The organism is Aestuariicoccus sp. MJ-SS9 (assembly GCF_032586235.1).
Classification (GTDB): Bacteria; Pseudomonadota; Alphaproteobacteria; order Rhodobacterales; family Rhodobacteraceae; genus Aestuariicoccus.
Genome location: NZ_JAWHTD010000014.1, coordinates 1 through 25,373, shown reverse-complemented (window position 1 = coordinate 25,373; position 25,373 = coordinate 1). Strand labels below are relative to the sequence as shown.

Here is a 25,373-nt window from a genome sequence, read left to right as displayed (position 1 = left end):
GTGCGGGGTTCAAACGGCCTGAACGGTGCTGCCAGACGGATTCGAACCCGTCTCCACAAGGACAGTAGGACTTCCCTTATACCGCGCCAAGTTCGCGCCACTCGGCGAGAACGGCGGCGCGGTTCCTCTTGAAAATGGCTCTGGACGTGAGATTGCGATCGGAGTTGTAATGGTTGGAAACTGAGGCGTGGACAGCGGCGAATTTCTGAAGACTTCGCATCCGCCGAAACCGGAGCATCGCCCGCTCCCGTCGTCGGAATGGTAGGTGCGAGTTCTCCGCCCTGTTGTTGAGCCAGCGACCCGTCTCCTGCCGATCGTCAGCTCCGAGTTCTTTCAGAGCAGCTCCATATGACCGAAGCTTGTCCGTCACGATGACCTCGGGCTGACCGTGTTTCCGCATTGCTTTCTTGAGGAATTTCAACGCCGCCCTCTTGTCACGCGTCTTCGTGACGAAGCTCTCAAGAACTTCCCCTTCGTGATCGACGGCCCGCCAAAGATACGGCCCGCCAAAGATAATGACGCTCGCCGTTAATCTTCACGAAGATCTCATCGAGGTGCCAACGCCAGCGGCTCGATTTCATGCCTTCGATCCGGCGCTTCCGGATCTCGGAGGCAAACATCGGGCCGAACCTGTGCCACCAATATCGAACCGTCTCGTGGCTGATCTCGACGCCACGTTCATGCAGCAGATCTTCTACATTCCTGAGCGACAGAGGGAAACGGACGTACAGCATCACCGCCAGGCGGATGATTTCCGGGCTGCTGTGAAAGCCCTTGAACGGGTCAGGTTTGCTCATGTTGTAACGCTACGAGGCCGCCCTGCCCGTCTCAACCGAAAACCTTCTGACAACACCTCAGATCGAGTTTCGAGGAACCGAAAGTTGGCGTGGCGCACACCGTCATTCTAAGTTTCCTGAAGGTTGGCTTGAGAGGTTTATCAGTCTCAGTGAGCTTTCGCTGCTCACTGCAAAATCCGGATTTCCGCGTTGTATGCGCTGCGATTTCGTCGATTCCTGTCACGCGTATCGCATAGAACACGAAACGCAGGTTCCACGTTTCCTAGTCTTGTCCAACGCCAACTAAATCGGAGTAAGCACGCTCACCACGTGTGATTTGGCGTTTCAAGACAGTCTGTGCTGACTTGACTTTGCCTTCGGACAGGAGTTTCGCAATCGCTTCGTGTTCCTCAAAAGATTTTGCCGTTCGATCCGGACGTTGAGACAAATGCGTCCGCATGGTTTGGACGATATCGCTGACTTTCTGGTATCCTTGCCGAAGGTAATTGTTGTCACAATATCTGAAGAAGGCGTCGTGGAAATCTGCATCCAGCTCAAGGTACTTTTCGACTGCATCCGCTTCTCGGGCTTTGGACATTTTGGTTACGATGTCGCCAAGCTCATCGAGCAAAGCCGCTGGATTTCCTTCAAGCGCCAAGTCAATTGCAGATGTTTCGAGAATGAGCCGAAATCGGCATAGCTGTACTACGTCCTTTTCTGACAAGCTGAAGACAAAAGCGCCCCGCTGAGGAATAATCTGGACGAGACCTTGAAGGTTCAGCGCAGCCAAGGCTTCACGAATCGGGGTTTTACTCATGCCAAAAGTTGACGACAGCTTCGCTTCCTGGAGCGACTCGCCCAGTTGAAAAGTGCCCCTGATAATGCCCTGCCGGATGTGATCCTCGGCAATTTTACTCAGTGAATCCGGGCGTTTGATCTGAAGCGCATCCGCCATGTTTGCTTCGCTCCTCCCTTATTTCCATCAAAGTAGCACATCCCTTGTTGATTTCTATATTGCATCTGATATGTCAGATGTCAGTTAAGGAAAATACCATCAACCAATCCTTGGGAGGATACCTTGTTCAAGAAATCCACATTCGCGCTCAGCGTTGTCATATCGGCTGGGCTTTCGTTCGCGGCATCGGCTGAAACGGTCATCAAAGTCGGTCACGGTGCCGCCGAAGCGTTCCACATGCATCGTGCGCTGTTGAAATTTGAAGAACTGGTTGAGGCCGGTTCAAACGGCGAGATTGACGTGCAGATCTTCCCCTCTTCGCAGATGGGCCCCGACCGCGAGATGATCGAAGGTGTCCAGACCGGTGTTCTCGAAATGGCGATCCCGCCTTCTTCGTTCTTTGCAGGTTGGGATCCGGCGTTTGCTGTCATCGAGCTTCCCTACATGTACGCGTCCAAGGACATTGCTTTTGACGTGCTCGACAGTGATACCGGTGACGCGATGCTTGCCCGCGTTGAAAATCAGGGGCTCGTGGGTCTTGGCTGGCTGGAACTGGGCGTGCGCAATGTCACGAACAATGTCCGCCCCGTCGCCACGCCGGAAGACCTCGAAGGTGTGAAGTTGCGAACCATGAAGGTTCCGGCCCATGTCGCTACGTTTGAAACGCTGGGGGCAAACCCGACGCCGATGAACTTTGGTGAGGTTTATTCAGCACTTCAGCAGGGTGTCATCGACGGTCAGGAAAACCCGCTTGCAATCATCACGTCGCAGCGTTTCTACGAGGTGCAGAAATACCTGTCGACCACGGGTCACGTCTTTGCGGTCTATATGCCGGTTATTTCAAAGCCATTCTTTGATGGCCTTTCCGCTGAACACCAGCAGTTGATCCGCGAGTCGATGGCAGCCGCACGGGCGTATCAAGCCGAAGTCGTTGCCGCCGAAGATACCGCGCAACTCGAAGAAATCCGCGCCGCTGGCGTAGAGGTTCTGGAATTGACGGCAGAACAACGTCAGGCGTTTGCCGACAAAACCGAAAGCGTGCGTCTTCAGTACCGCGAAGAAGTCGGTGCCGAAGCGTATGACGCCTGGGTTGCGGCCGTAGCCGCGGCAAGCGGAAGCTGATCTTCGGTCAATTCAGCCAATAAGGGCACCCGCGCCATGCACGGTACGGGTGCCCCATTCGTCTACGGGGAGGTGAATGATGTCGGTAATCAAGTGGATTGGTCTGAACGCCGAAAAGGCTTTGGCCAGCGCGCTTTTGGCCGCGATTGTCTTGCTGATCTTTGGCAATGTGTTCATGCGCTATGTCATGAATGCCTCGCTTTCCTGGGGGGAAGAGCTGACACTTTGGTTGTTTGTCTGGTTTGTCTGGATCGGCGTCAGCTATGCCTTTCACACTGGCGATCATGTGCGCATCACGGTGCTGCGGGATGTCCTAAGCGAGCGGGCCCGGCTTTTTGCGGATGTGGTGATTGCGCTGCTGGTGCTGGGGTTTCTCGTGGTGCTCACCTACGAGTGCGTCAAGCTGATCAGGATGCCTTTTGTCGCCAGCCAAACTTCGGTCGTTCTCGGCCTGCATATCCCAATTCTCTACGCCTCGGCGCCGGTCGGTGCGGGCCTGTCCGCGATCCGCGTTGTTCAGCACCTCGTGCGAACCTTGCGTTTGATCGCACAAACCAAAGCGTGAGGGCCCACACATGTTAGCTGCAATTCTTTTCCTGACGCTTTTCGCACTTTTGCTTTTCAGCGTGCCCATCGGCATCTGCCTTGGTCTGGCGACAATGATCGTGATGGTCTTTGTCGAAGGAACGCCGCCGATGGTGCTTCTGGCCCGCTCGGTGGTCACGGGAGCGGACTCCTTTCCCCTAATCGCGGTGCCGCTGTTCATTCTGGCGGGCGATCTGATGCAGCATGGCGGGATGTCGCGCCGTCTGGTCGGCTTTGCCAACGCGCTCATCGGCCATATCCGGGGTGGGCTGGCTTATGTGAACGTTCTGGCCTGCGTGTTCTTCGCTGCAATCTCAGGGTCGTCTCCCGCGACCGTGGCGGCGATCGGATCGAATATGATCCCCGAAATGGAAAAGGTCGGCTACACGCGCAAGTTCAGTGGCGCGCTGACCGCGTCCTCGGGCATGATCGGCGTGATGATACCGCCGAGTATCCCCTTTATCATCTATGGCGTCACTGCCGAGGTTTCGATTGGCAAGTTGTTCCTCGCCGGTGTCATTCCGGGCATCCTGTTTGCGGGTATGTTCATGCTGGTCGCCCGGATTTTGCTGCGCAATGACACTGTTGTTCAGCAATCCACCACCACGTTTTCTGGCCCCGGTGTCTGGCAAAGCTTCCGGTCTTCGATCTGGGCGCTGCTTGTGCCGGTTATCATCCTAGGCGGCATCTACAGCGGCATCTTTACCCCGACCGAGGCCGGAGCGGTCGCGGTCGTATATGCCGCCCTCATCGGCATCTATGTCTATGGCGACATCACGATTAAGGACCTGCCGGAGGTCTTGGCCGGCAGCGCCAAGACCAGCGGCACGATTCTGGTACTGGTGATCATGGCAACCGCCTTTGGCAGGTTGATCACGCTTGCCCGAATTCCCACTGAACTGGCTACAACCATTACCAGCCTTTCGGACAACCCAATTATCATCCTGTTATTGATCAATGTGCTCTTGCTGGTGATCGGGATGTTCATGGAGACGATATCGTCGATCATCATCATGACGCCGATCCTGTTGCCTGTGGCAACCGCCCTTGGGGTCGATCCAATTGTCTTTGGGGTCATCCTCACGGTCAATCTGGCCATTGGGTTTTGCACGCCACCCCTTGGCGTTAACCTTTTCGTCGCCAGCAGCATATCGAAGGTGTCCATCGAGAGTCTCAGCCGATCAATCCTGCCCTTCTTCGTTGGCATGTTGATCCTCTTGATGTTGATCACCTATGTGCCTGCAATTTCCTTGGCTTTGCCCTCCCTTTGGTGATGAAGCCAAAATCGCAGCTTGCCAGGAAACAGAATTAGAGGATTCCGATGGATCTGGACCTGTCTCACCCGTCAATCGCAGACCTGCGACAGGTTGCGCGCAAGCGCATTCCGAAATTCGCCTTCGAATACCTCGACAGTGCCACTGGCCGGGAACTGGGATTACAGGTCAATCGCGATGCCCTGGATGCGATTGGTTTCATGCCAAGCGTTCTGTGTGGTCGGACCAAAGCCAACCTTAGAAGAACGCTGTTAGGCCAACAATACGACCTGCCGTTCGGGATTGCGCCCGTTGGCATGTCCGGGCTGATGTGGGCCGGCGCCGAACGGATGCTGGCGCAGGCTGCGGTTGCACATAACATCCCGTTTTCACTGTCCAGTGTGGCGGTCGCATCCCCCGAAGACGTAGCGCCCCACATTGGCACCAACGGCTGGTTTCAGCACTACCCGGTGAACTCTGGCGACTTACGCCGCGCCATGCTGCCGCGGATCAAGGCGGCGGGGTTTCATACGTTGATCATCACCGTTGACGTTCCCGAAGAAAGCAGGCGCGAGAGGCAAAGACGCGCGAACCTGACCGTTCCGCCAAAGGCCGACCTGCGCACGCTTGCCGAAATGGCCCGTTGCCCGGCCTGGTGCTTGGCCCATCTGCGCGAAGGCATCATGCCCCGGATGCGGTTCTTTGATGATTACATCACGCAACGCGGGCGCGAAAGTTTCACTCATGCCGGGGCGTTGATCCGGGGCATACCGGATTGGCAATACCTGCACGAATTGCGCGACGAATGGGACGGCAACCTGATCGTCAAGGGCGTGCTTCGGCCGGAAGACGCAGGCAAGATGGTGGCTGCGGGCGTGGATTGCATCTGGGTCTCAAACCATTCCGGGCGGCAGTTCGAGGCAGGTCCGGCAGTGATCGAACAACTGCCCCTCATCAGAGAGGCTGTTGGTCCGGATGTTCCCCTTATCTACGACTCCGGTGTGGCGTGGGGCCTCGACATCATGCGCGCATTGGCCAAGGGCGCTGATTTCGTCATGTTGGGGCGCGCGTTCCAATACGCGGTCGCGGCTTTTGGCGCGCGAGGGATCAACCACGCGATCCATATTCTGCGGTCTGACCTAACCGCTAATATGAGCCAACTGGGTGCCGAAGACCTGGACCAGCTGTCAGACTATCTTCTGGATCAAAACTGATTGCACTTTAGGCGAAAAGCACAGGCCCCCTAGCCTGCCTGATCGCCCAGCAAGCCCTTCACAATCAGATCGGCAGTCGAACGTGAACAGGCCATCGACAGGTCATAAACCGTGGCCAAACGGGTCAGCGCCTTGACATCAACATCGTGCGGCATCGGTGACAACGGATCGACGAAGAAGATCAGCGCGTCCAATTCGTCTTCACAAATCATCGCGCCGATCTGTTGATCGCCTCCCAAAGGGCCACTTTTCAGGCAGGTCACGTCCAGATCAGGATATGCTGCCTTGATCCGGCTGCCGGTCGTTCCGGTCGAAAAGACTGTCGCGCGCGAAATACGTGCGTGCTGATCACCCACCCATTCCACCAATTCATCTTTTCGCGCGTCATGCGCCACAAGCGCGAAGCGCAGGGTCTTACCGGATGAATTGGTCAACGTACTCTTCCCCTAGCCCGACTTCTGCAAAATGCTTCCGGCAGAGGTCAATCTTGGTGAAGACGTCCTCATAACCCGTGACCGCACCCCACGGATCGACGTAGCACATCACGCCGTTGACCTGGAAATAGGTGATCATTTCCTCGACATCGTCCGGCACGACAAGCGTGTGTGTTTCGCCCGGCGGCTCATAGACATAACCACCTTCTTCGGCGACCCAGTCATGTTCCAGATAATGCCAGCGGCCTTTCAGAACAAACCCGTGCACCGGCTGCGGATGGCGGTGGCGTGACAGAACACCGGCCTTGCGCACCTTCAAAAGGTTCATCCAGTAGCCCTGCGACCGGTTCAGGCAGAGCGGGCGGAACCACACGTTTTCCGCCTGCGGGACCCAAAGCCGCTCGTCCTCGGTGGCTGCGTTGGGGATCACGATCTCTTCCTGCGCGTCCTTTGGGAAGGGCAGTTGATAAGGCATACGGCTGGTATCTTCGGTCATATCTCTTTCCTCACATCGCCAGATAGCCACCATCGACCGGATAGACCGATCCGGTGACAAAGCTGGCGTTATCGCTGATGAGCCAGTGCACGAGCGCGCCGACCTCTTCGGGTTTTCCCCATCGTTTCATCGGTGTGCGCGCCATGATCGCTTCGGTTCTGGCCGGATCATCCCGCAATCCTTGCGTCATTTCCGTTTCGATCCAGCCGGGCGCGATGGCGTTGACCCTGATCCCGTCCTCTGCCCAACGGCCTGCCAGCGCTTTGGTCAATTGCGCCACACCACCCTTCGAGGCGGAATACGCAGGCACCAGCGGTCCGCCGAAGGTGCTTAACATTGAGGCGGTATTGACGATTGCGCCGCCGGTTTTGGCTAGCAAGGAATGGGCCGCGAGGCAGCAGCGCATTGTGCCGGTCAGGTTCACATCAAGCACGCGCGCAAACACGTCGATGTCATACTCTTCACCGCGCAACAAAATTCCCGCGCAATTCACCAAGGCGTCAAGCTGAGTCAGCCCAGCGAAGGCCGCATCGACCGAGCTTTGGTCGGTCACATCCAAGAGCTGCACGGTAATGCCGTCCTGAGGTTCGAATGTGTCAAGTTCGGATTGCGACACCGACGCTGCGGTCACGGACCATCCTGCCTTTGCAAGCGACCGCGCCACACCGGCACCGATCCCACGTGTACCGCCAGTGACAAGGGCATGTTTCATCTGAGTGTCTCCAGGGCATCGGTAAAGGCAACGGCACGCTTGCCGATATCATCCAGCGAATAGTCCGGTTTGAACAGGGCAGATCCCAACCCGAACCCATTCACGCCCGCTTTAAAATACGCGGACATGGTATCTGGTGAAATCCCTCCAACCGCTGCGACCACCGCGTCTTGGGGCAAAACCGCACGCATGGCGGCGATGGCTTTTGGCGGAACCAGTTCCGCCGGGAAGAATTTGAGCACAGACGCCCCAAGATCCAACGCTGCAAAGGCCTCGGACGGGGTCATGACACCCGGACACCAGTAAAGGCCGCGCGCTGCGGCGGCACGGCCGACATCCGGGTTCATGTTTGGCGAAACGATGATCCGCCCTCCTGCGTCAGCGACAGCATCGACTTGGGCGGCGGTCAGCACAGTGCCTGCGCCGACAATGGCGTGTGCACCATGCCGCTCTGCAATCCGCTGAATTGACTCCAGAGGTTCCGGGGAGTTGAGCGGAACCTCGATAATCTGAAACCCGGCTTCGATGAGGGTATCAGCGACCGCAAGAGCATTTTCCGGCGCCACCCCCCGCAGAATTGCAATCAAAGGGTTCCTGGCAAAAGCCGTGACAAGGTCAGTCATCCCAGCAACCCCGCCGCGCGGGCAATCAGGAAATGCCCCTTGGCTGCGATATCGTCGGGCGCGCGGCGGCACTCAAGACCCGCAGTTTGCAAAGCGCGTTCGTAGCGGTCCGACAAGTCACTGCGACCGACAATCGTGAGCGTCCCGGCCCCGCGCGCACCACGGGTCGCCGCCGCAACTTCGGTGCCGATCAACAGGCCCGACATGTAATCGGCGGTTGAGCCTTTGGGTATCTTGCCCATGAGCGGAAGCGTGCGGACGTGAAACAGGTTGTGCAGCAGATTTGCCCCACCTTCGAGACCTGCCGTCACCCCCATCTCGAAAGCCTCTTCGCTGACGTCGTCGCCCTCCATCAAGGTTCCCAGGATTGTGTGTCCCTTGAGGGCTGCGAATACTTCACCGGTCATGTAGGTCGAGAAATCCACGATCCGCCGGTCGACGACCTGGACCCATTTGCTGTGGGTGCCCGGCATCACGAAAGTCCCGTCGTTCAAGCCAAGCGAAGAGGCCCCGATGATCTGTGTCTCTTCGCCACGCATCACGTCAGGGCCGCCAGCATGTTCGGTTGAGGCGCCGGTGACAAAGTGAACAAGTGTCCCGTTTGCCACTTCTAACGACTTCAGAGCCTGCGCAAGATCGTCAGCCCCGAGCGGCATTGCGGCATAGGGTGTTTCAACCCAACCGTTCCGGCTGGTGATCATGCCAGAAGCAAGGATCGGCAGAGCGGTCTGGGCGACCCATGGGCCAATGAGGCGATCAAGGACCGCCTCAAAGCATTTGCCCGACACCTGCATGATGCCTTCGGGTGACGAGACCCCGTCAATCACCTCGCCCTCCGCACCAATCAAAAAGGCGCGCAAGGATGAGGTCCCCCAATCGACACCGATAAGCGCAGGCTCAGATGCGGCCGAATTCATTCAGAAGATCCTCGACTGTTTTGCCTTGGGCGACCCATTCGCGTGTTGCGACCTCACGGTCGGCCTGCTCTTGTGCGAGGCGCACGGTTTCCTCGGCGATCTCTTGCGGGATGACAACGACGCCCATCAGATCGGCGACGATGAAATCGCCGGGGTTCACGACCACGCCGCCGCAAGCGATGGGCACGTTGATCGAAAGCTCTTCCTTGCGTTCGGAAAACATCGTGTGCGTTCCGCGTGGCGTGATGGCACGGGTCCAGATCGGCCAGTTGATGTCTTCCAGTTCGTCTGTGTCGCGCCCTGTGCCGTCAACGATCATCCCGCGGATGCCCCGGTTCTTGGCCAACCCGCCCATAAGGCCGCCGCATACCGACGTTTGCAGATCGCCGCCTGCATCTACGACAATCACATCACCCGGCTGCGCCATTTCAAGCGCGCGCAGGGGATCAACCAGATCGCCTTTTGACAACTGCACCGTCACGGCTTGCCCCGTCACCTTGGCGCGGAATGCGGGTTTGATCGCGCTGTCCATCACGCCAGTGCGATATTGCACGTCGGCAAAGATTGCGGCTGCTGAATAGGCCTCCAGCACCTTATCGAACTTTTTCAAGAGCCCCGGGTTGCGGTCGAAATCGTTGAAGACCCTAAGATCTGTACTTACGTCTGGCATGTCTCTCTCCTGCTATGCGGTAGTTGCAGCCAATGCATCGGCATTGACGGTGTAGTCGGGCTCTTGTCCTGTCAGGACCTTGGCCACTTGGGTGGCAGCCGTGACTCGGGCAGCAAGGATGGATTCCTCCGAGTAGTAGGCGGCGTGCGGTGTCACGAGGACGTTTGGCAATGTGAACAGCGGGTTGTCATCCGGTGTCCAATTGGCCCGTTTCGCCGGCTCTTCTTCGGGGTCATCAAGACCGGCCGCGGCCAGATGGCCTTGGCTGAGCGCGCGGAAGAGAGCGGCGTTGTCGACCGTGGGGCCACGCCCTGTATTCACAAGGATCGCGCCCGGCTTCATCGCTGCGAATTCCGCGTCTGACAGAAAGTGATGTGTCTCTGGCGTCATCGGCGCTTGCATCAGGATGTAGTCGGAGCGTGCCAGCAGATCCGCCTTGCTCACCAATTCGACACCAAGCTTTGCGGCAACTTCGGCAGGCAGAAACGGATCATACGCGATCACGTCGACCCCGAATGCCTGCGCCCGAGCAACAATGGCCTGCCCAATTTTCCCCAGCGATACGACACCCATCGTGCGCCCGCGCAGACGATAGACAGGTTGTCCGCTTTGCCACTGCCAGACACCAGCATGTGTTGCCCTGTCGTAGTCTGGCAGCTTGCGGGCAAGCGTCAGCCAAAGAGCAATGGCGTGATCCGCGACCTCTTCGGTGCAATAATTCTGCACATTGGTCACAAGGATACCTTTGTCCGTCGCGGTGGCGACATCCACGATGTCCACACCAACGCCGTAGCGGGCGATGACCTCGCATTTTTGCATCCGTGTGATCGTGTCCCGACCGATCTTGGCGTATTGGTTCATCATCGCTGCGCAATGCGGGGCGAGGTCGAACAGGTCTTCTTCATGCTTGGCCTGAAGTGCTATGACCTCGGCGCCAGCGGCTTCCAGTATTTCCGTCTCAACGCTGACATCGCCAAAGTCGTAATCCGTGATGACGACCTTGGGCCTGTCCGTCCTGGGGGCGACGCTGCCGCGATCAGTCATACGCGCCTGCCGAATATGTCAGTTCGTAAGAGTGGCTGTAGAGTTCGAAAATGTTGCCAAACGGGTCTTCCATATAGACCATGCGATACGGCTTTTCGCCGGGGTAATACTTGCGCACCTGCTTCATGCGCTGCTTGCCACCCAAGCTTTCAATGATCTTGATGCGGCCTTCCAGGTCTTCGTCCTGCACACAGAAGTGAAACAAGCCGCGACGCCAGTATTCAAAAGGGCGTTCCTCTTCGACGGTTTGGGGAAATTCGAACAACTCGATACCAATGCCGTCCCCCATAGACAGGTGCGCGATACGGAATTTGCCCCAGCCTTCACCAAAGACATCGTCGCACATCTGACCGATGGCGCTGTCGTCATGCAAAACCTCGGTTGGTTCCATCAACACGTAGAGACCGAATGCTTTGGAATAGAATTCCACGGCTTTTTCGAGGTCGGGAACCGTTATGCCGATGTGAGAGAATGTAAGTGCGACCATGAGAGGCTCCTTTGTTTGATTGTCAGAGAATATTGCGAACGATGCCGCCTTCGATCCGGTGTGCAGCGCCGTTGGAGGCAGTGCTGGCCGAGATCGTGACGATCATGCGGGCGACTTCGTCAGGTTGGACGAAACGCTGGATCAGCGAGGTGGGCTCATCCGATTTGAAGTAATTGTCGACGATAGTGTCGAGCGGCGCGCCCTTTTGGGTCGCCAGACCGTCGAAATAGGCCTCCACCCCCTCTGTCCATGTGGGGCCCGGCAAGATCGAATTGACCCGCACCTTTGTGCCTTTGGTCAGCTCTGCCATGCCACGGGTAAGACCTAACATGGCAGTTTTGGTCACCGAGTAGTGGACCATCTGCGGCAAGGGTTTGACTGCCGCTTCGCTGGCCATATTGATGATAGACCCCTTCCCCCGTTTCAGCATGGCAGGCAAGAAAATCCGGCTCATCCTGACGGCGGACAGAACGTTGATGTTGAAATAGTGCAGCCAGTCCTCATCGGTGAGGTCTTCGAAGGATTTGACCGAAAAGATGCCAACATTGTTGACCAGAATATCAACGTCGCCGTGGGCCTGCGCGAATTCTGCCAGCGCCGTTGCTTCGGCGGCTTTACTCAGATCGGCGGCAAGTCCTTTGACCTCACCAAGCGGCGACAGGTCTTCGATGCAGGCTGACACCTCTGCTTCGGTCAGGCCGTGCACGATCAGGCGTGCGCCTTCCTGCAGATAGAGCTTTGCAGTCGCCTTGCCGATGCCAGAGCCCGAGCCGGTGACGAGGACAAGTTTGTCTTTCAGTCCTAAATCCACGTCACGTTCCCTTCGTCACGTTTGATGAAGTCCGGCCCGATATGCGCCCCATGAGGGCCGAAATCTCGGCGCGCCACATGTCGATGCCGACGGCCAGCAAAATGATCAGGCCCAGCACGATATTCTGAACCGACGACGGTGCTGCGTTCAGGTTCAGACCGTTCTGGACGATGACGATGGTCATCGCCCCCATCAGCGTGGCAAGAATGTTGCCGCGACCACCCGCAAGGCTGGCCCCACCCACAACCGCCGCAGCAATGGCCTGCAATTCAAGCGTCTGGCCATAATTGGGCGAGCCCGAGTTCAAGCGCGCGGACATCAGGATTGCGCCGACTGCCGTCATGAAACCGGCGATCACAAAAGTTGTTGTCTGAACCTTGCGCACGTTGATGCCGGTCAGAACGGCGGCAGCCGGGTTGCCGCCGACCGCATAAATCTCGCGCCCAAGTTTGGTGTAATTCATCATGAAGGCGGCAAGCGCGTAGAAGACCACCAGATAGAAAAAGGGCAGCGGAACGCCGAACAGCTTGCCGTAAAAAATCGGCTCAAGCGCGGGATCGAGCGAAAAGATGGGTGAGCCGTTGTTGAAGGTCAGCGCGAGGCCACGAAACGCAATCAATGCAGCCAGCGTGGTGATGAAAGACGGGATCCGCCCGTAAGCCGTTATCAGACCGATGAAAAGGCCAAGCAATCCACCGGCGACCAGAATGAGCGGGAGTGCCAAAACAAGCGGAATACCGATGAATTTTAGCATCTGAGCTAAAATCATCGTCAGCAGTGCCACCATCGACCCGGAACTCAGATCGATGCCAGCGGCAAAAATCACGATGGTCGAGCCAATGGCGATCAGGGCCACAATGCTGACCTGCAAGGACAGGTTCGACAGATTGCCGGGGTTCAGAAAGCGCTCTGTCGTCAGCGCAACAATCAGGGCGACGATGACCATGGCCGCAAAGGGCCCGATCAATTGCGTGTCAAAGATCCGCTTCATGCGAAAGCCTCCTCGGGCGTGGGATGTTGGACATCGGCGGAGGCCCGCACAAGATCGCTATGGGTCAAGTTTGACGCATCAACGGTACGCACAATCGTCCCGTGCTGAACGATTGCGATCCGATCGCTCATTGCCAGTAGTTCGTCGTGGTCTGAACTAATCAGAATGATGGATTTGCCGGCGCGGGTGAGTTTGTTGATCAACTTGTAGACCGCAATCTTTGCGCCGATATCGATCCCTTGTGTCGGCTCATCAAGGATCAGGATCTCCGAGTCCGAGAACAGCCACCGCGCAATCACGATCTTCTGCTGGTTGCCGCCGGACAGGAAGTTGACGGTCTTCTCTTCGGCCTGGGTCGAAATTTCCAAATCGCGGATCAAGTCTCGCGTCGCTTGCTCCTCGGCCTTGAGGTTCAGAATACCGAACCGGCTCAGGCCGCCCAAGGATGCCGCCGTAATATTCCCACTGGCGCGGAAATTAAAAAACAGGCCGTCATATTTTCGGTTCTCGGGGACCAAAGCCAAACCAGCACGGATTGCATCGATCTCCCGATCAAAGCGCACCGGATTGCCGTTCAGGTTCATCTGCCCAGAGATCAGTTCGTCAGTCCCGAACAGGGCGCGCGCGATCTCGGTGCGACCGCTGCCCAAAACGCCGCCAAGGCCGAGCACTTCCCCCCGGCGCAGGTCAAAGGACACCGCCTTCACGCCCGCTTTCGTCGCCAGCCCTTGCGCCTTGAGGACGACCTCATCAGTTGCGTTCTGTTCTTTCGGATAATGCTCGCCAATGTCTTCGCCAACCATAGCGTTGACGATTTCGGCAACGTTGATGCGGGTTTCGCCACTGGCGCGCACGACGCGGCCGTTCCGCAGGATGGTGACCTCATCGACGATCCGTTCGACTTCATCGAGCCTGTGAGACACATAAAGAATGGCGGTGCCGTGGCTGCGCATATTGCGCAAAAGCGCGTGCAGGCGCTCAATCTCATCTTCGCCCAGGGCCGCCGTCGGCTCGTCCAGAATGATCATGCGGGCGTCCATCGCGATGGCCTTGGCAATCTCGACCAACTGCTGCTCCCCCACCGAAAGTGTGCCCGTGATGACATCAGGTGAGACGTCTACATTCATCTCTTTCAGAACGCGCGCGGCTTCATCATGTACCTGGGTCCAGTCGATCACGCCAAAGCGTGACCGCGGCATGTTGCCCAGAAAGATATTCTCGCCGACCGACAGTGTCGGCACGATTGAAAATTCCTGAAACACGGTCGCGATGCCCATATCGCGCGCCGCTTGAGGATCGCTGATCGTCACCGGTTTGCCGTTGTGCAGAATTTGTCCGCTGTCGGGCTGCTGCACGCCGGACAGCGTCTTGATCATTGTCGACTTGCCACATCCGTTTTCGCCAAGCAGCCCATGGATTGAGCCGGGCAATAGCTTGATGCACACCTTGTCGTTCGCCAGAACGCCTGGGTAGGCTTTGGTGATGTCGACAAATTCCCAAAGGGGCGTTGCGGGTGCCATCGTGCGGGCCTCGATCTGGACGTGGGTTGCGGTTGGCTAGAGCCCCCGGCGACACGCGAACGCGTCACCGGGAAGCAGGGAGAACGCTCAGTACTCTTTGGAGGGCTGCGGGAAGAGCTTTTCGGGCTCTTGCAGCACACTGATCGCGCCATCTTTGTCTTCAATCGACGTCGGTGTTTCGATCCAACCGCCGGGATAGGTCCCGTTCAGCGCATCAATGGTCGCGTGCATCGCCGCCTTGCCCATCAAGAACGGCGAGGTGTTGACGGTCGCGGTGATGCTGCCTGCTGCGATTTCTTCCAGACCTGACGTATCCCCGTCATTGCCCAGCAGAACGATGTCGGACCGGCCGAGCGCTTTGGCGGCAAAAGAGGCACCGATGATCATGTAATCGTTCGCGGCAAAGATCATGTCGAGATCAGGGTGCGACTGAAGGATGTCCATGCCGGCGGTATTGCCTCCTTCGACGTTCCATTTGCCGTCGATGGACACAACAACTTCGAAATTCTCGTTGCCTTCGATCCCGTCGAGGAAGCCACCCACGCGTTCGGTCGAGTGATAGCCGGGCTGCCCTTCGATGATGCCGACTTTCAGAGGTTTGTCGCCGTAAGTCTCAATGGCCCAATCGGCAATTGCATGTGTCCCATTGCGTTGGGAGTATCCGACGACACCGTGAATAGGCGTAGGAAAATTCGGGATGTCCGAGTTGATCATCAACACGGCCATGCCCTTGTCGACGGCCTGCTTGAGCAAAGGGGCCGCCGCAAATTCATCGTGCGTTCCAAAGATGATCGCGTCGACATCCTGGGTCAACACGTCCTGGATCATGCCCATTTGACCGTTGATGTCTGCACCCGATTGCGGGGCGAGCATGAAGACTTCGACGCCCTCTTCAGCGGCGACCGCTTTGATACCTTCGCCAATGGCGATGTAATAATTGAACTCAGTTGCCGGTGGCATGAACGCGATGCGGAATGTCTCGTTCTTGGGCGCAATCGCATCAATCGGGGCCTGCGCGCCATCGGTGAGTGGTACCGGCGTCGGGTAGTTTTCGGCGACTGCGACGGTCGCCAATGCGGCGAAACCCGCTGCCAGCGTCGTATTCATCAGGTGTTTGATCATAGTCTTCTCCTCCAGAATTGAGTTGTTTATCCGTTGAACGGCGTGTCGATCACGCCGCGAACGCCGGGCTTTACGGCAAAGAGGCCGCCTGATTCCGGTTCTTTTGTGAGTGCGTCTTCGTCGCTCATCAGGCGCGAGGTCGTGATGAACAGCGAGTCGAGCTCGGGTCCGCCGAAAGCACAGCAAGTGGGCTTCCAGACTGGAACTTCTATTATGTGGTCAATGGTGCCGTCCGGGGCCACGCGCACAACGCGGCGACCTTCCCATTCGGCATTCCAGACACCGCCTTCGGCGTCGACACAGGACCCGTCGGGCAGCCCGGGTTCATCTTTGAATAAGGCATGAACACGCCGGTTCGAAACCGAACCTGTGAGTGTGTCGTAGTCATAGGCCACGATCTCGCGATCCGGGGTATCGGCAAAGTACATCGTGGCACCATCTGGCGAAAAGCAGGTGGAATTCGCACAGGACACGTGATCGATTATCGTTCGCACACTCAGGTCAGTATCGACGCAGATGACGGACGAATCCGCCTTGCCTGACACTTCATTCATGCCCCCGACAATCAACCGACCTTGGCGATCGGTTCGCCCGTCATTGAGCCGCGTCTCGGGGTTTTTCGGCTCGAACAGCGTCACGAGGGTTTCTTTTTTGGTGAGCGGATCGAACAAAACGACACGATCCGCAAAGGCAACGATCAAGCCCCCGGTTGCGCGCGGAGTAAAGCAGCAAACGCGCTCTGGCATCGTATGCGACGCGCTTTGCGACGTTGATGGGTCAAAGGACCAAAGTGCGCAGCCTTCGATGTCTGTCCACCAAACCAACCCGTCGGATGGGTTCCAGAAGATCCCCTCCCCGTGCTGGTTTTTGCAGTCAACAATCAGCTCTGCGCGCATTCCTGTAACCTCCCCCATATCATTCTGATATCTGATATACCAGCTTGCCTTATCTGGTGTATCAGATAACTTCGATCTGGCAACAAGTTTTTTTGGAGACCCCCGCGCATGGCACTCGAAAGACCAAAATCGCTGCGAGAACTTGCCTTAGAGCACTTGCGGAACAGCATCATCGACGGCTCTTTGAAGATGGGCCAGGTCCTGTCAGAGCGAAAAATCTCCGAGGAGCTTGGGGTCTCGAAGTCGCCAGTGCGCGAAGCGCTTGCACAATTGCGCGATGAGGGGCTTGTCAGCATCGAGCCTCAAAAAGGCGCGCGCGTGTTTTCCCTATCGGAACCGGAAGTGACGCAGATTTGTGATTTCAGGCAGGCAATTGAAACGGCTGCCTTTGAACTGGCACTCTCCCGCGACCCCGATGGATTGGCGCAAGACATGCAGCAAGTCGTAAATGACATGGAGCGGGAACGCGCACGTGGCAACGAAAAGGGCTACCTTTCCCTTGATACCGCATTCCATCAAATGATTTTTGAACATGCCCGGAATGACTATCTGACCGCCAGCTACACGCGCTACATCGGCAAGATCGCTGCTTTGCGGACCCATCTGGCAAAGCTGCCCCAGCACACTGATCTGTCGTTTGATGAGCATCGCCAAATCGCGATCGCGGTACGCGAAGGGAATCTCGATAAGATTAAAGCGCTCTTGAAAGAGCACATTGATCGCACACGGCAAACGTACAAAAGCGCCGCGATCGTTCTGGAAGGAGCCGTGGCGTCCTAGCCAATTAAAAAATGCGAAATGAACACAAGGGCGGTCCTGACCAGGGCCGCCCTTTCTTCATGATACAACACCGCGTCCACTTTCATATTGACATCTAACATATCAGATTCCAATCAAAGAGAGGGAGGATTTTTAATGCTAGCTGCGTCGGGTCACGACACGTCTCATGCGCAACCGCTTATCCAGCTGGATGAGGTCGGGAAAAGCTTTGGCACGAACATTGTCCTGAACGGCGTCAACTTCGCATTGCGGCCCGGTGAGGTGCACGCGCTTTGCGGGGAAAACGGCGCGGGGAAATCCACCTGTCTTGGTCTTCTCTATGGGCTTCACCAGCCGTCAACGGGAAGAATTCTGTGTGACGGTGTCGAACAGCGGATCGAAAACCCGTCGCATGCACAATCCCTTGGGATCGGTTGCGTTTTTCAGGAACTCAGCCTCGCTGGCGCGCTTTCCGTTGCAGAAAACATCTATGCCGGGCGGGCCCCTACCCGTTTCGGAGTGGTCAACTGGCCTGAACTGCGCGGCCGCGCAGAGACCTTGCTGGCAGAGTTCGGCCTGAATATCGACGTCTCAAGACCCGTCGACAGCCTGCCCATCAGTTCCCGTCAGATTGTGGAAATTGCCAAGGCGTTATCGCTGAACTCAAGGGCGCTTTTGCTAGATGAACCGACGTCCGCCCTGGCCCCAGATGAAGTGGACGCGCTGTTCGACGTGCTGCGCCGCCTGACTAAAAAGGGCATTGGCATCGTCTATGTCAGTCACCACATGGCCGAGATTTTTCGGATTTCTGATCGCATTACCGTGTTGCGAGATGGCCGTCATATCAGCACATTGCCCGTGTCCGACACGTCACAGGAACAAGTCGTTGCCGAGATGATCGGGGGCGCGCATCCGGGCGACATCAATCGGTCCGGCAAAGTGAGCGGCCAAGAGGTTCTGAGCGTCAAGAACCTCACGCTCCCCGGTGTATTTGAAGATATTTCGTTCTCCATCAAGGCCGGTGAAATCGTCGGCATGGCCGGACTGATGGGCGCCCGCCGCAGCGAGATCGTTCGATCCATTGCTGGCTTGATGCACGGTACATCGGGCCAGGTTTTGCTGCATGGCGAGACCGTGAAGTTCCCGTCTTTGCGGGACGCGATGCGCGCGGGAATTGGGTTTGTCCCCGAAGAACGCAAGACAGAGGGTTTATTTCTTGAACAATCGCTCAGCGACAATCTGATTGCCGCCAGCCTTTCCGAACACACGGCCTTTGGCGTCATGCGCAAGCGGTCGATCAAGGCCGCAAGCACTGCGGCGATCGATGCCTTCAGTGTGAAGACAAGCGGTATCGCGGAGCATGTCGGCGATCTTTCGGGTGGGAACCAGCAAAAGATCATGTTGGCCAAATGGCTCAAGCGTGCACCTGCCCTTTTGATCATCGAAGAGCCGACCAAGGGCGTTGATGTTGGAGCCAAGTTCCAAATCCACACAGAGCTTTTGCGCCGCGCCGCAGAAGGGATGGCCATCCTCGTCGTGTCCTCTGATTTCCCCGAACTCGTCTCGCTCTCTACACGTATTCTTGTGGTCCACGAAGGGCGCATGATGGGCGACATTGCCGCCTCTGAGGCGACAGAAAATACGCTTCTTCGCATGGCGGCTGGAAACGCACGTCCCACGCAAGCTTTGCCAACCCCTCTTTCAGGAGTCGCTCCGTGACCATGACCGCTCAAGCCGCATCCGTTGAAAAGCGGCCACTCCTGCGCCGCACTTTACAAGCTTTTGTCGACGTTCGTGAGCTGACGCTGATCGTCCTGATTGCCTTGATCATCATCGTGATGTCCAACATAAATCCCTACTTCTTCAGTACTTCGAACTTTCGCGCGGTGGCCGTGGGCATGGCCCCGACTGCGATTATTGTGATTGGCATGGCAATCCTGCTGGCATCCGGAGGGTTCGATTTGTCGGTCGGTTCCGTCATGGCACTTTCATCCACGGTGGTCGCGATGCTGCTACTGACTGGCATGCCGATCCCGCTTGCCGTGATCTGCGGGCTGATCCTTGGCGGGGTAATTGGCGTTGTGAACGGTGTGCTGGTGACGAGCCTTGGCATAAACCCCTTGATCGCAACGCTGGGAACCATGTCGATTGCACGTGGTATCGCCCTTGTTCTGACAGAAGGCTTTTCCGTTTCAAGCCTGCCTGCATCCTTCGCGTGGCTTGGCAAAACCGACATCGGCGGCTTTCCCGTGATTGTCCTGCTGACCGTTGTGCTTGTCATCGTATTCGACCTGGCCGTTCGCCACACCCGGTTTTTCCGTCAGGTCTATTTCATTGGCGCTAACGAAAAGGCCGCAGTACTGTCGGGCATCCACGTCACCCGCGTCCGCATCATCCTATATGCCCTGACCGGCGTTCTGGCCGCTTTGGCCGGCGTTTTGCTGGCATCACGCCTGATGAGCGGAACACCAACAGCCGGCAACGGGATCGAGCTGCAGGTTCTTGCGGCAGCCGTTATAGGCGGCGCGTCACTGCGCGGGGGCGAAGGCACAATTCTGGGCGCATTTCTCGGTGTCGTCTTCGTTGCTCTGATCAACAACACGATGACCATGCAAGCGGTGTCGATCTACTGGCAAATGATCGTGATCGGCGGCGTCCTCGTCTCGGCCGTTGCTCTGGACATGATGATCCGAAGCAAACGGGGCTGACCGCGTGCACCCAATGACCAGTCAACAACCAAACCAAATTCAACAGGAGGTCCTCATGACCAAAATCAACAGACGTAATCTTCTTGCAGCTGGTGCTGGTGCTGGCATGGCTTCGGCCTTTGGCGTACCGGGTCTGTCCAGCAAGGCGCTCGCGCAGGGCAGCGGAATGGAATACATTTTTCTGTCCGTCGTCACGCAGGTGCCTTTTTGGGTCGACCACCGCAATGCGCTGGATGACGTCAGTGAACTTCTGGGTGTGAAGACAACATTCACCGGTCCTCTGGATTTCGACACCGCCGCACAGGCGCGAATGCTTGACGAACTTATCGTGCGCCGTCCCGCAGGGATCATGATCTTCCCTGGGGACGAGGCCGCCATGGCCCCCGGCATCAACCGTGCCGTCGAAGCCGGTATTCCCGTTGCATGTCTGACAGGCGATGTGCCGAACAGTGCCCGATCCACGTTCTTTGGCATAAACGGGTTCAATGCAGGCCGCGTAGGCGGTGAGTTGTTGGCACAGGCCATCGGTGGCAAGGGTAAGGTCATTCTGGGCACGTTCCCTGCCCCATCCGTTCTTCAGCGTGTCGAGGGGTACAAATCCATCTTTGCCGAAAAGTACCCCGAAATCGAAGTTGTCGATGTGGTCAACGACAAGGCTGATCCCTCTTACGCGCCGACTGCCTATCTGCAGGCCATTCAAGCGAACCCGGATATTGTCGGCATTGGCGGCACAGACGGGGACAGCGGCAAAGGTGCTGCGATTGCCGTGAACGAGGCCGGGCGCAAGGACATCAAGATCGTCGCGATGGACCGCAATGATGACATGTTGCCCTACATCGAAGATGGCACGATTTACGGTGCGGTGGCGCAAAAATCCTACATCGAAGCTTTCCTCGCGGTCCAGATGCTGCATTGGCAGAACACTGATGGCCTGCAAGTTGTACCGGATTGGCGCGCGGCCGGTATCAACCCGCTGCCCGAAAGCGTCGACACCGGGGTCATGATGATCACCGCCGAGAACGTAGCGCAGTTCAAGCACGCGTGATCTGTCATCCCGGCGCATTCAACATGCGCCGGGACACTGCCAGGAGAGGCTACGATGTCGGACAGATGGGTAGTCATTCAGTTAACGAATAAGGACCTCGAGCTGACAATGCTCCCCGGTATCGGTGGCCGATTATGGGATGTAACTTTCGAGGGCCGATCGCTGCTTTTTCAAAACCCGGATCTCGTTGGCCAGCCCGTTGATGAGAAAAAGCTTGCCGATTTACCCACCCGGTCTCCACAATTCGCCTTTCCGCTATGGGGCGGCGAAAAATCATGGATCGCTCCTGACACGTCATGGACAGGTGGCGCGCCGTTCATTGCGTTGGATAGTGGGGCCTATCGGGTCACGTCTCGTAGCAATTCCGAAGTCGAAATGACCAGCGCGGTCTGTCCGGTCTCGCAACTGTCGGTGACGCGCCGCATCACCTTGAAGACAGCCCATTCATGGACCATCGACCATGCTGTGACCAACCATGGGAGCGGCCCGCGCGTGACGGGCATCTGGTCTGTGATGATGATCGACACGCCTGCCAAGATCGGCGTCTCCATGAAGGACCCCACCTTTCAAACCGTGTTTGGCAATGCGGGGACCTTGGTGTCCAAGCACCAAAACTGCATTCTTGCGGATTGTGCAGGGAAAAATGAATTCAAAGTGGGACTGCCAAATCCGAACGGTGAAACACTGGTTAGCTTTGGCCAAGGTGGCCCGTGGATGATGTGTTCAGTTCCGCAGCCAGTTCAAGATGATCACTATTCGCACCAGAAGCCAGTCGAGGTCTTCAACTCGGGCGACTACGACTATTGCGAGGCCGAATGGCATTCGCCTCAAGCTACCCTTTTGCCCGGCGAAACGCTGAGGTTTCAGCAAGACTTCTGCATCTGGGCTGATCGCGACCCATCGAATGCGCCCAACAGCATCAGTACAAACAAGGAATTCCTGTCATGCATGTCCTGATCACAGGTGCCGGGGGTCATTTGGGCCGCAAGCTTTTTGACGTCCTCGAAAACGATCCCGGTTATGACGTTTCGGGGATCGACATCCGGCCGGTCGATCATCCGAACATTCATACGGCAGACCTTTCTGATGACAGCAGCTGGGTGGACTTGCTGAACGGCGTAGACGTGATCGTGCATCTTGCCGGCGACCGGGAGCCAGCCGCCACATGGCCCTCGGCGATCACGCACAACATGGACGCGACGCTTTCGCTTTATCACCATGCGGTTGCAACCGGCGTCAGCCGCGTTGTCGTTGCCAGTTCCAACTGGGTTCACGGCGACAAAAGGTTCACCCATGATATGCTCAACAGCGCAACGCCACCGGGGCCGGTGAACGCCTACGGCATGTCAAAGCTGTTTTGCGAACGAACAGGCGCGTACTTCGCACAGCATCACGGGCTTTCCGTCATCTGCCTACGCATCGGCTGGACGCAATGGACACATGACAACCAACCCGGACCACACATGGCGATGGGTCGGTGGGGTCAGGAGATGTGGTTAAGCGACCGGGATTTCCTGAGTGGTATGCGCGCAGCAATCGACGCCAAAGAGGTATCCTTTGCAGCGTTGAACCTAATGTCGAACAACCCCGGAATGCGGTGGGACATCACAGAGACAAAACAGGTGACCGGTTACGATCCCCAAGATGGGAGCCCTGCCAAAGTTTCCGCTGTCATTGCTCTGAAGTCCGCCGTGAAAGGCTTCTTTAGCTTCCGGGTTCCAAGGTTTTTTGAGACCCGCTTTCCTGGATGGTGAGCAGCAAAATCCGTGCACCCTTAAAGCAATTGCGGGATCTTGACTTTGCAGCCACAGTCAAAGGCTTCATCCTAATATAGCCATATCAACCTGAGGCTCAGATCTCTCCTGAAAGTAACCGATGGGTTGCATTGGCAACACCGAGCACCTCTATTCGAAAAGCAAACTGATTTTACCACGCCCACTCTACCGCCAAACGCCCGCCAGAACCCGCCAGACGCCGATTTCACGTTGCACACATAGTGCACACGATGCCACTTAATCAATTGAATTTAAACATGAAATCGCCCAACCCATCATCGGGGCAGATTTGCTCTTGCCGTCCAATGGCAGGTCTTCGCCCGAGTTCAGACTTGGCAGCTGAAGCAAAGATCGTCTGTTTCGGGCTCTTCCAAGACATCTGAGCGAAATGGTCAGATGACGGTTGAGTACCGTCGAGCGGTCGTTCGGTCACGGACAGCCGAACTTTCAGCGTTCAATGACCGCTTCGATCCTTAGCGGGCGTCGGAGATAAGTCGAGGAATGACTGGGTCGCGGACGAAGCCGACATTCGATGCACCCTGCTGTTTTGCAATGATTTTTTTTGGCGGCGCGCCGCCTGTCCCTCGGCGGCTCAGCCATTCGCTGCTGATGAGAGACGAATCAAAAATGCAAAAAGAAAACAATCGAAAGAGATGCGGGCCAAAACCTGTCGCTTCGACACCATTGATCTGATTGTGGACTCTTTGAGGCTTTCTGTGTGCTAAGGTGGCCCCGCGTCGATGTTTTTGGGACGTGTCATCTAAGGAAGGAATTTCAAAATGCGTTTCACCCACTATGCAACCCTTGTGGCTCTTGTCCTGCCCGTGCCAGCCGCAGCATTCGATGCCAGTGGCACTGGAACTGGCACCAGCATGAACGAAGCCATACCGATCCATGATGGTCTGGTCGTGGTCAAAGTCAGCTCGATCTATGACGGGTTTGACACCGATATCGCCGACAACGCGCTCGCGACGGCCAAGGGCCCCTGTTTCGGGACAATGATCATCAACAACGGTGCAGTCTCTGGCAGCGGGGCCTGCAATTACACCGATGCTGATGGCGACGCCATCATCATGCGCTGGACCCCGACCGGCTTCAACGATGAGGGCCGGACCATCGGCACATGGGAGCTGATCGGCGGCACCGGCAAATGGATGGACGCCTCTGGTGGCGGTAGTTTCAATGCTGGTGGCGATGGCGACGAGTACACCAACATGGTCACGGGCGAAGTCTCCATGAACTGAACTATCCATCCCCCGTGTGATAGTCTGCAAGAGGGGATATGGCCTACAGGAACCTTTTTGGTCCGGAGTCCGTAGTATTCGACCTGTGACGGATCATCAGGACTCACATCGGGGACTGACTGCTGCACGCGCACCGTGATACCCTTTCCCAAATGCGCCATGGGAGGAAGACGTGCTCAAGTCTGTAGGATTTTTCGCCGGGCTTTGGGCCGCCGCCGCAACCGTTGCAAGCGCGGAAGAGACCCTTTGTGAGACAGCAGGTCTCGTCGTCGAGGGTGGAACATCAGCGTCTCGGGATCGCGTCTGCCGAATTGCCGCCCGTGAGATTCCAGAGCTTGCGACCTGCAACGTCGCAGTGCCTGAGGGTGTCACGCTTAGATTCGAGGATATTCTGCCAGAGGGCTGCATGGGCATCTTCCATTGCGGCGAAGCGCTAATCAACTTGCTACCGCCCGATCTGATGGCCGAGCGACGTGAACCGGACGGCGCCTTTGCCGGTGTGCCAGATGAGGCCTATTTCAATAGTGTTGTGGTGCACGAATTGACCCATGCCGCCTACGATGGCGTAGAATGCCCGTTAAACGATTGCCTGGCGACGAGCGAATACGTCGCCTATGCAATGCAGGTCAGGTCGCTGCCGACCGAGGCGCGCACAGCGTTCGAGGCGGCCTCCGCCTTCGATCAGCGCGTCGCGCGGGATGAACTAAGCGCGATGTATTACGCCTTCGCCCCTGACCGCTTTGCGCAGAAAGCTTGGCTGCATTTCACTCAACGCGACGACGGCTGTGAATTCATAGGACAGATCCTGGACGGCGCTGTGTTCTTCGATCGGGAGCGCTTCTGACCAAAACGTCAGAAACGGGCCATTTGCTGTTATGATCGAAATCGGCCCGACCGATCTTACCAGCATCCAGAAGAACAACAGCGGCGTGTTCCCGGTCGAGCGTCTGTACAATATTATTGACACCAGGCTAGACGTGCGAGCGCATGGGATGCGACACATGCCGGTCGGGAGCGCATGCTATCTTGCTCGTATCGATAATGAGCCGGCCACCGTCGAGATCTGTCGACTATACAGCGGTCCGTTTGGCAGCTGGGCGCCAAGACCGCCTTCATCGAGCCGGGATCACCCTGGGACGAGCTGTCCGCGGATGATGTGCGCAGAGCGGTCGAAGTGACGGCCATCGGTGCCTTTCTGACCGCCAAGCACGCAG

The 25,373-nt window shown here is 57.1% G+C and carries 27 protein-coding genes and 1 pseudogene; 12 read left to right on the top strand and 16 right to left on the bottom strand.

Annotation, left to right across the window (positions count from 1 at the left end):
- Positions 1-76: 76 nt before the first annotated feature.
- Positions 77-797: pseudogene (locus RXV88_RS11560) on the bottom strand (IS6 family transposase).
- 262 nt (positions 798-1,059) lie between these two features.
- Positions 1,060-1,731: a GntR family transcriptional regulator gene (locus tag RXV88_RS11555; protein WP_316292996.1), complete on the bottom strand. Its 672-nt coding sequence runs from the start codon at positions 1,729-1,731 to the stop codon at positions 1,060-1,062.
- 123 nt (positions 1,732-1,854) lie between these two features.
- On the opposite strand from RXV88_RS11555, the gene RXV88_RS11550 reads away from it, so the two are divergent.
- The 4 genes from RXV88_RS11550 (at position 1,855) to RXV88_RS11535 (ending at position 5,905) form a co-directional block, all read left to right on the top strand.
- Positions 1,855-2,853, top strand: a complete 999-nt coding sequence (locus RXV88_RS11550) for a TRAP transporter substrate-binding protein (protein WP_316292994.1) — start codon at positions 1,855-1,857, stop codon at positions 2,851-2,853.
- Positions 2,854-2,932: 79 nt separating this feature from the next.
- The gene (locus RXV88_RS11545; RefSeq protein WP_316292991.1) at positions 2,933-3,418 is read left to right on the top strand and encodes a TRAP transporter small permease; all 486 of its coding nucleotides are present in this window, start codon (positions 2,933-2,935) and stop codon (positions 3,416-3,418) included.
- Between the two features lie 10 nt (positions 3,419-3,428).
- Positions 3,429-4,712, top strand: coding sequence for a TRAP transporter large permease (locus tag RXV88_RS11540; RefSeq protein ID WP_316292989.1), 1,284 nt, complete (start codon positions 3,429-3,431; stop codon positions 4,710-4,712).
- Between the two features lie 47 nt (positions 4,713-4,759).
- The gene (locus RXV88_RS11535) at positions 4,760-5,905 is read left to right on the top strand and encodes an alpha-hydroxy acid oxidase (protein ID WP_316292987.1); all 1,146 of its coding nucleotides are present in this window, start codon (positions 4,760-4,762) and stop codon (positions 5,903-5,905) included.
- 29 nt (positions 5,906-5,934) lie between these two features.
- Here the strand turns inward: RXV88_RS11535 and RXV88_RS11530 are convergent, their stop codons facing one another.
- From RXV88_RS11530 to RXV88_RS11470, 13 genes are all read right to left on the bottom strand, one after another.
- The gene (locus RXV88_RS11530; RefSeq protein WP_316292985.1) at positions 5,935-6,339 is read right to left on the bottom strand and encodes a methylglyoxal synthase; all 405 of its coding nucleotides are present in this window, start codon (positions 6,337-6,339) and stop codon (positions 5,935-5,937) included.
- A complete protein-coding gene (locus tag RXV88_RS11525; protein ID WP_316292983.1) occupies positions 6,320-6,835 on the bottom strand; it encodes a 2,4'-dihydroxyacetophenone dioxygenase family protein in 516 nt (171 codons plus the stop codon). Before RXV88_RS11525 ends, RXV88_RS11530 begins: the two co-directional genes overlap by 20 nt.
- Before the next feature lie 10 nt (positions 6,836-6,845).
- A complete protein-coding gene (locus RXV88_RS11520; RefSeq protein WP_316292981.1) occupies positions 6,846-7,547 on the bottom strand; it encodes an SDR family NAD(P)-dependent oxidoreductase in 702 nt (233 codons plus the stop codon).
- The gene (locus RXV88_RS11515; RefSeq protein WP_316292980.1) at positions 7,544-8,170 is read right to left on the bottom strand and encodes a 2-dehydro-3-deoxy-6-phosphogalactonate aldolase; all 627 of its coding nucleotides are present in this window, start codon (positions 8,168-8,170) and stop codon (positions 7,544-7,546) included. Before RXV88_RS11515 ends, RXV88_RS11520 begins: the two co-directional genes overlap by 4 nt.
- Entirely contained in the window at positions 8,167-9,087 is a 921-nt protein-coding gene (locus RXV88_RS11510; protein ID WP_316292978.1) for a 2-dehydro-3-deoxygalactonokinase, read from the bottom strand. The genes RXV88_RS11515 and RXV88_RS11510 overlap by 4 nt, the downstream gene beginning before the upstream one ends.
- Positions 9,068-9,757: an RraA family protein gene (locus RXV88_RS11505; protein WP_316292977.1), complete on the bottom strand. Its 690-nt coding sequence runs from the start codon at positions 9,755-9,757 to the stop codon at positions 9,068-9,070. Before RXV88_RS11505 ends, RXV88_RS11510 begins: the two co-directional genes overlap by 20 nt.
- Positions 9,758-9,769: 12 nt before the next feature.
- Positions 9,770-10,801 carry a C-terminal binding protein gene (locus RXV88_RS11500; protein WP_316292975.1) on the bottom strand — a complete coding sequence of 344 codons (1,032 nt, stop codon included), beginning with the start codon at positions 10,799-10,801 and terminating at the stop codon, positions 9,770-9,772.
- Positions 10,794-11,288, bottom strand: a complete 495-nt coding sequence (locus RXV88_RS11495) for a lactoylglutathione lyase family protein (protein ID WP_316292973.1) — start codon at positions 11,286-11,288, stop codon at positions 10,794-10,796. The genes RXV88_RS11500 and RXV88_RS11495 overlap by 8 nt, the downstream gene beginning before the upstream one ends.
- Before the next feature lie 22 nt (positions 11,289-11,310).
- Positions 11,311-12,099 carry an SDR family oxidoreductase gene (locus tag RXV88_RS11490; RefSeq protein ID WP_316292970.1) on the bottom strand — a complete coding sequence of 263 codons (789 nt, stop codon included), beginning with the start codon at positions 12,097-12,099 and terminating at the stop codon, positions 11,311-11,313.
- A 1-nt stretch (position 12,100) separates the two neighbouring features.
- Positions 12,101-13,090, bottom strand: a complete 990-nt coding sequence (locus tag RXV88_RS11485; RefSeq protein WP_316292968.1) for an ABC transporter permease — start codon at positions 13,088-13,090, stop codon at positions 12,101-12,103.
- Positions 13,087-14,610, bottom strand: coding sequence for a sugar ABC transporter ATP-binding protein (locus RXV88_RS11480; RefSeq protein WP_316292966.1), 1,524 nt, complete (start codon positions 14,608-14,610; stop codon positions 13,087-13,089). The genes RXV88_RS11485 and RXV88_RS11480 overlap by 4 nt, the downstream gene beginning before the upstream one ends.
- 87 nt (positions 14,611-14,697) lie before the next feature.
- Positions 14,698-15,732, bottom strand: coding sequence for a sugar ABC transporter substrate-binding protein (locus tag RXV88_RS11475; protein ID WP_316292965.1), 1,035 nt, complete (start codon positions 15,730-15,732; stop codon positions 14,698-14,700).
- A 26-nt stretch (positions 15,733-15,758) separates the two neighbouring features.
- Positions 15,759-16,628 (bottom strand): SMP-30/gluconolactonase/LRE family protein, encoded by an 870-nt coding sequence (locus tag RXV88_RS11470; protein WP_316292964.1) that lies wholly within the window; start codon positions 16,626-16,628, stop codon positions 15,759-15,761.
- Between the two features lie 108 nt (positions 16,629-16,736).
- Between RXV88_RS11470 and RXV88_RS11465 the strand changes: the two genes are divergently transcribed.
- From RXV88_RS11465 to RXV88_RS11440, 6 genes are all read left to right on the top strand, one after another.
- Positions 16,737-17,408 carry a GntR family transcriptional regulator gene (locus RXV88_RS11465; RefSeq protein ID WP_316292963.1) on the top strand — a complete coding sequence of 224 codons (672 nt, stop codon included), beginning with the start codon at positions 16,737-16,739 and terminating at the stop codon, positions 17,406-17,408.
- 135 nt (positions 17,409-17,543) lie between these two features.
- Positions 17,544-19,106, top strand: coding sequence for a sugar ABC transporter ATP-binding protein (locus RXV88_RS11460; protein ID WP_316292961.1), 1,563 nt, complete (start codon positions 17,544-17,546; stop codon positions 19,104-19,106).
- A 2-nt stretch (positions 19,107-19,108) separates the two neighbouring features.
- Positions 19,109-20,095: an ABC transporter permease gene (locus RXV88_RS11455; protein ID WP_316292959.1), complete on the top strand. Its 987-nt coding sequence runs from the start codon at positions 19,109-19,111 to the stop codon at positions 20,093-20,095.
- A 55-nt stretch (positions 20,096-20,150) separates the two neighbouring features.
- Positions 20,151-21,140 carry a substrate-binding domain-containing protein gene (locus RXV88_RS11450; protein WP_316292957.1) on the top strand — a complete coding sequence of 330 codons (990 nt, stop codon included), beginning with the start codon at positions 20,151-20,153 and terminating at the stop codon, positions 21,138-21,140.
- 54 nt (positions 21,141-21,194) lie between these two features.
- Positions 21,195-22,097: a hypothetical protein gene (locus RXV88_RS11445; RefSeq protein ID WP_316292956.1), complete on the top strand. Its 903-nt coding sequence runs from the start codon at positions 21,195-21,197 to the stop codon at positions 22,095-22,097.
- On the top strand, positions 22,085-22,894 hold the full coding sequence (locus RXV88_RS11440; protein WP_316292954.1) for an NAD(P)-dependent oxidoreductase: 810 nt from the start codon (positions 22,085-22,087) through the stop codon (positions 22,892-22,894). The genes RXV88_RS11445 and RXV88_RS11440 overlap by 13 nt, the downstream gene beginning before the upstream one ends.
- Before the next feature lie 494 nt (positions 22,895-23,388).
- Here the strand turns inward: RXV88_RS11440 and RXV88_RS11435 are convergent, their stop codons facing one another.
- Entirely contained in the window at positions 23,389-23,811 is a 423-nt protein-coding gene (locus RXV88_RS11435; protein ID WP_316292952.1) for a hypothetical protein, read from the bottom strand.
- On the opposite strand from RXV88_RS11435, the gene RXV88_RS11430 reads away from it, so the two are divergent.
- Entirely contained in the window at positions 23,788-24,159 is a 372-nt protein-coding gene (locus RXV88_RS11430) for a hypothetical protein (RefSeq protein WP_316292950.1), read from the top strand. The genes RXV88_RS11435 and RXV88_RS11430 overlap by 24 nt on opposite strands.
- A 172-nt stretch (positions 24,160-24,331) precedes the next feature.
- A complete protein-coding gene (locus RXV88_RS11425) occupies positions 24,332-25,003 on the top strand; it encodes a DUF6639 family protein (protein WP_316292948.1) in 672 nt (223 codons plus the stop codon).
- Positions 25,004-25,373 lie beyond the last annotated feature (370 nt).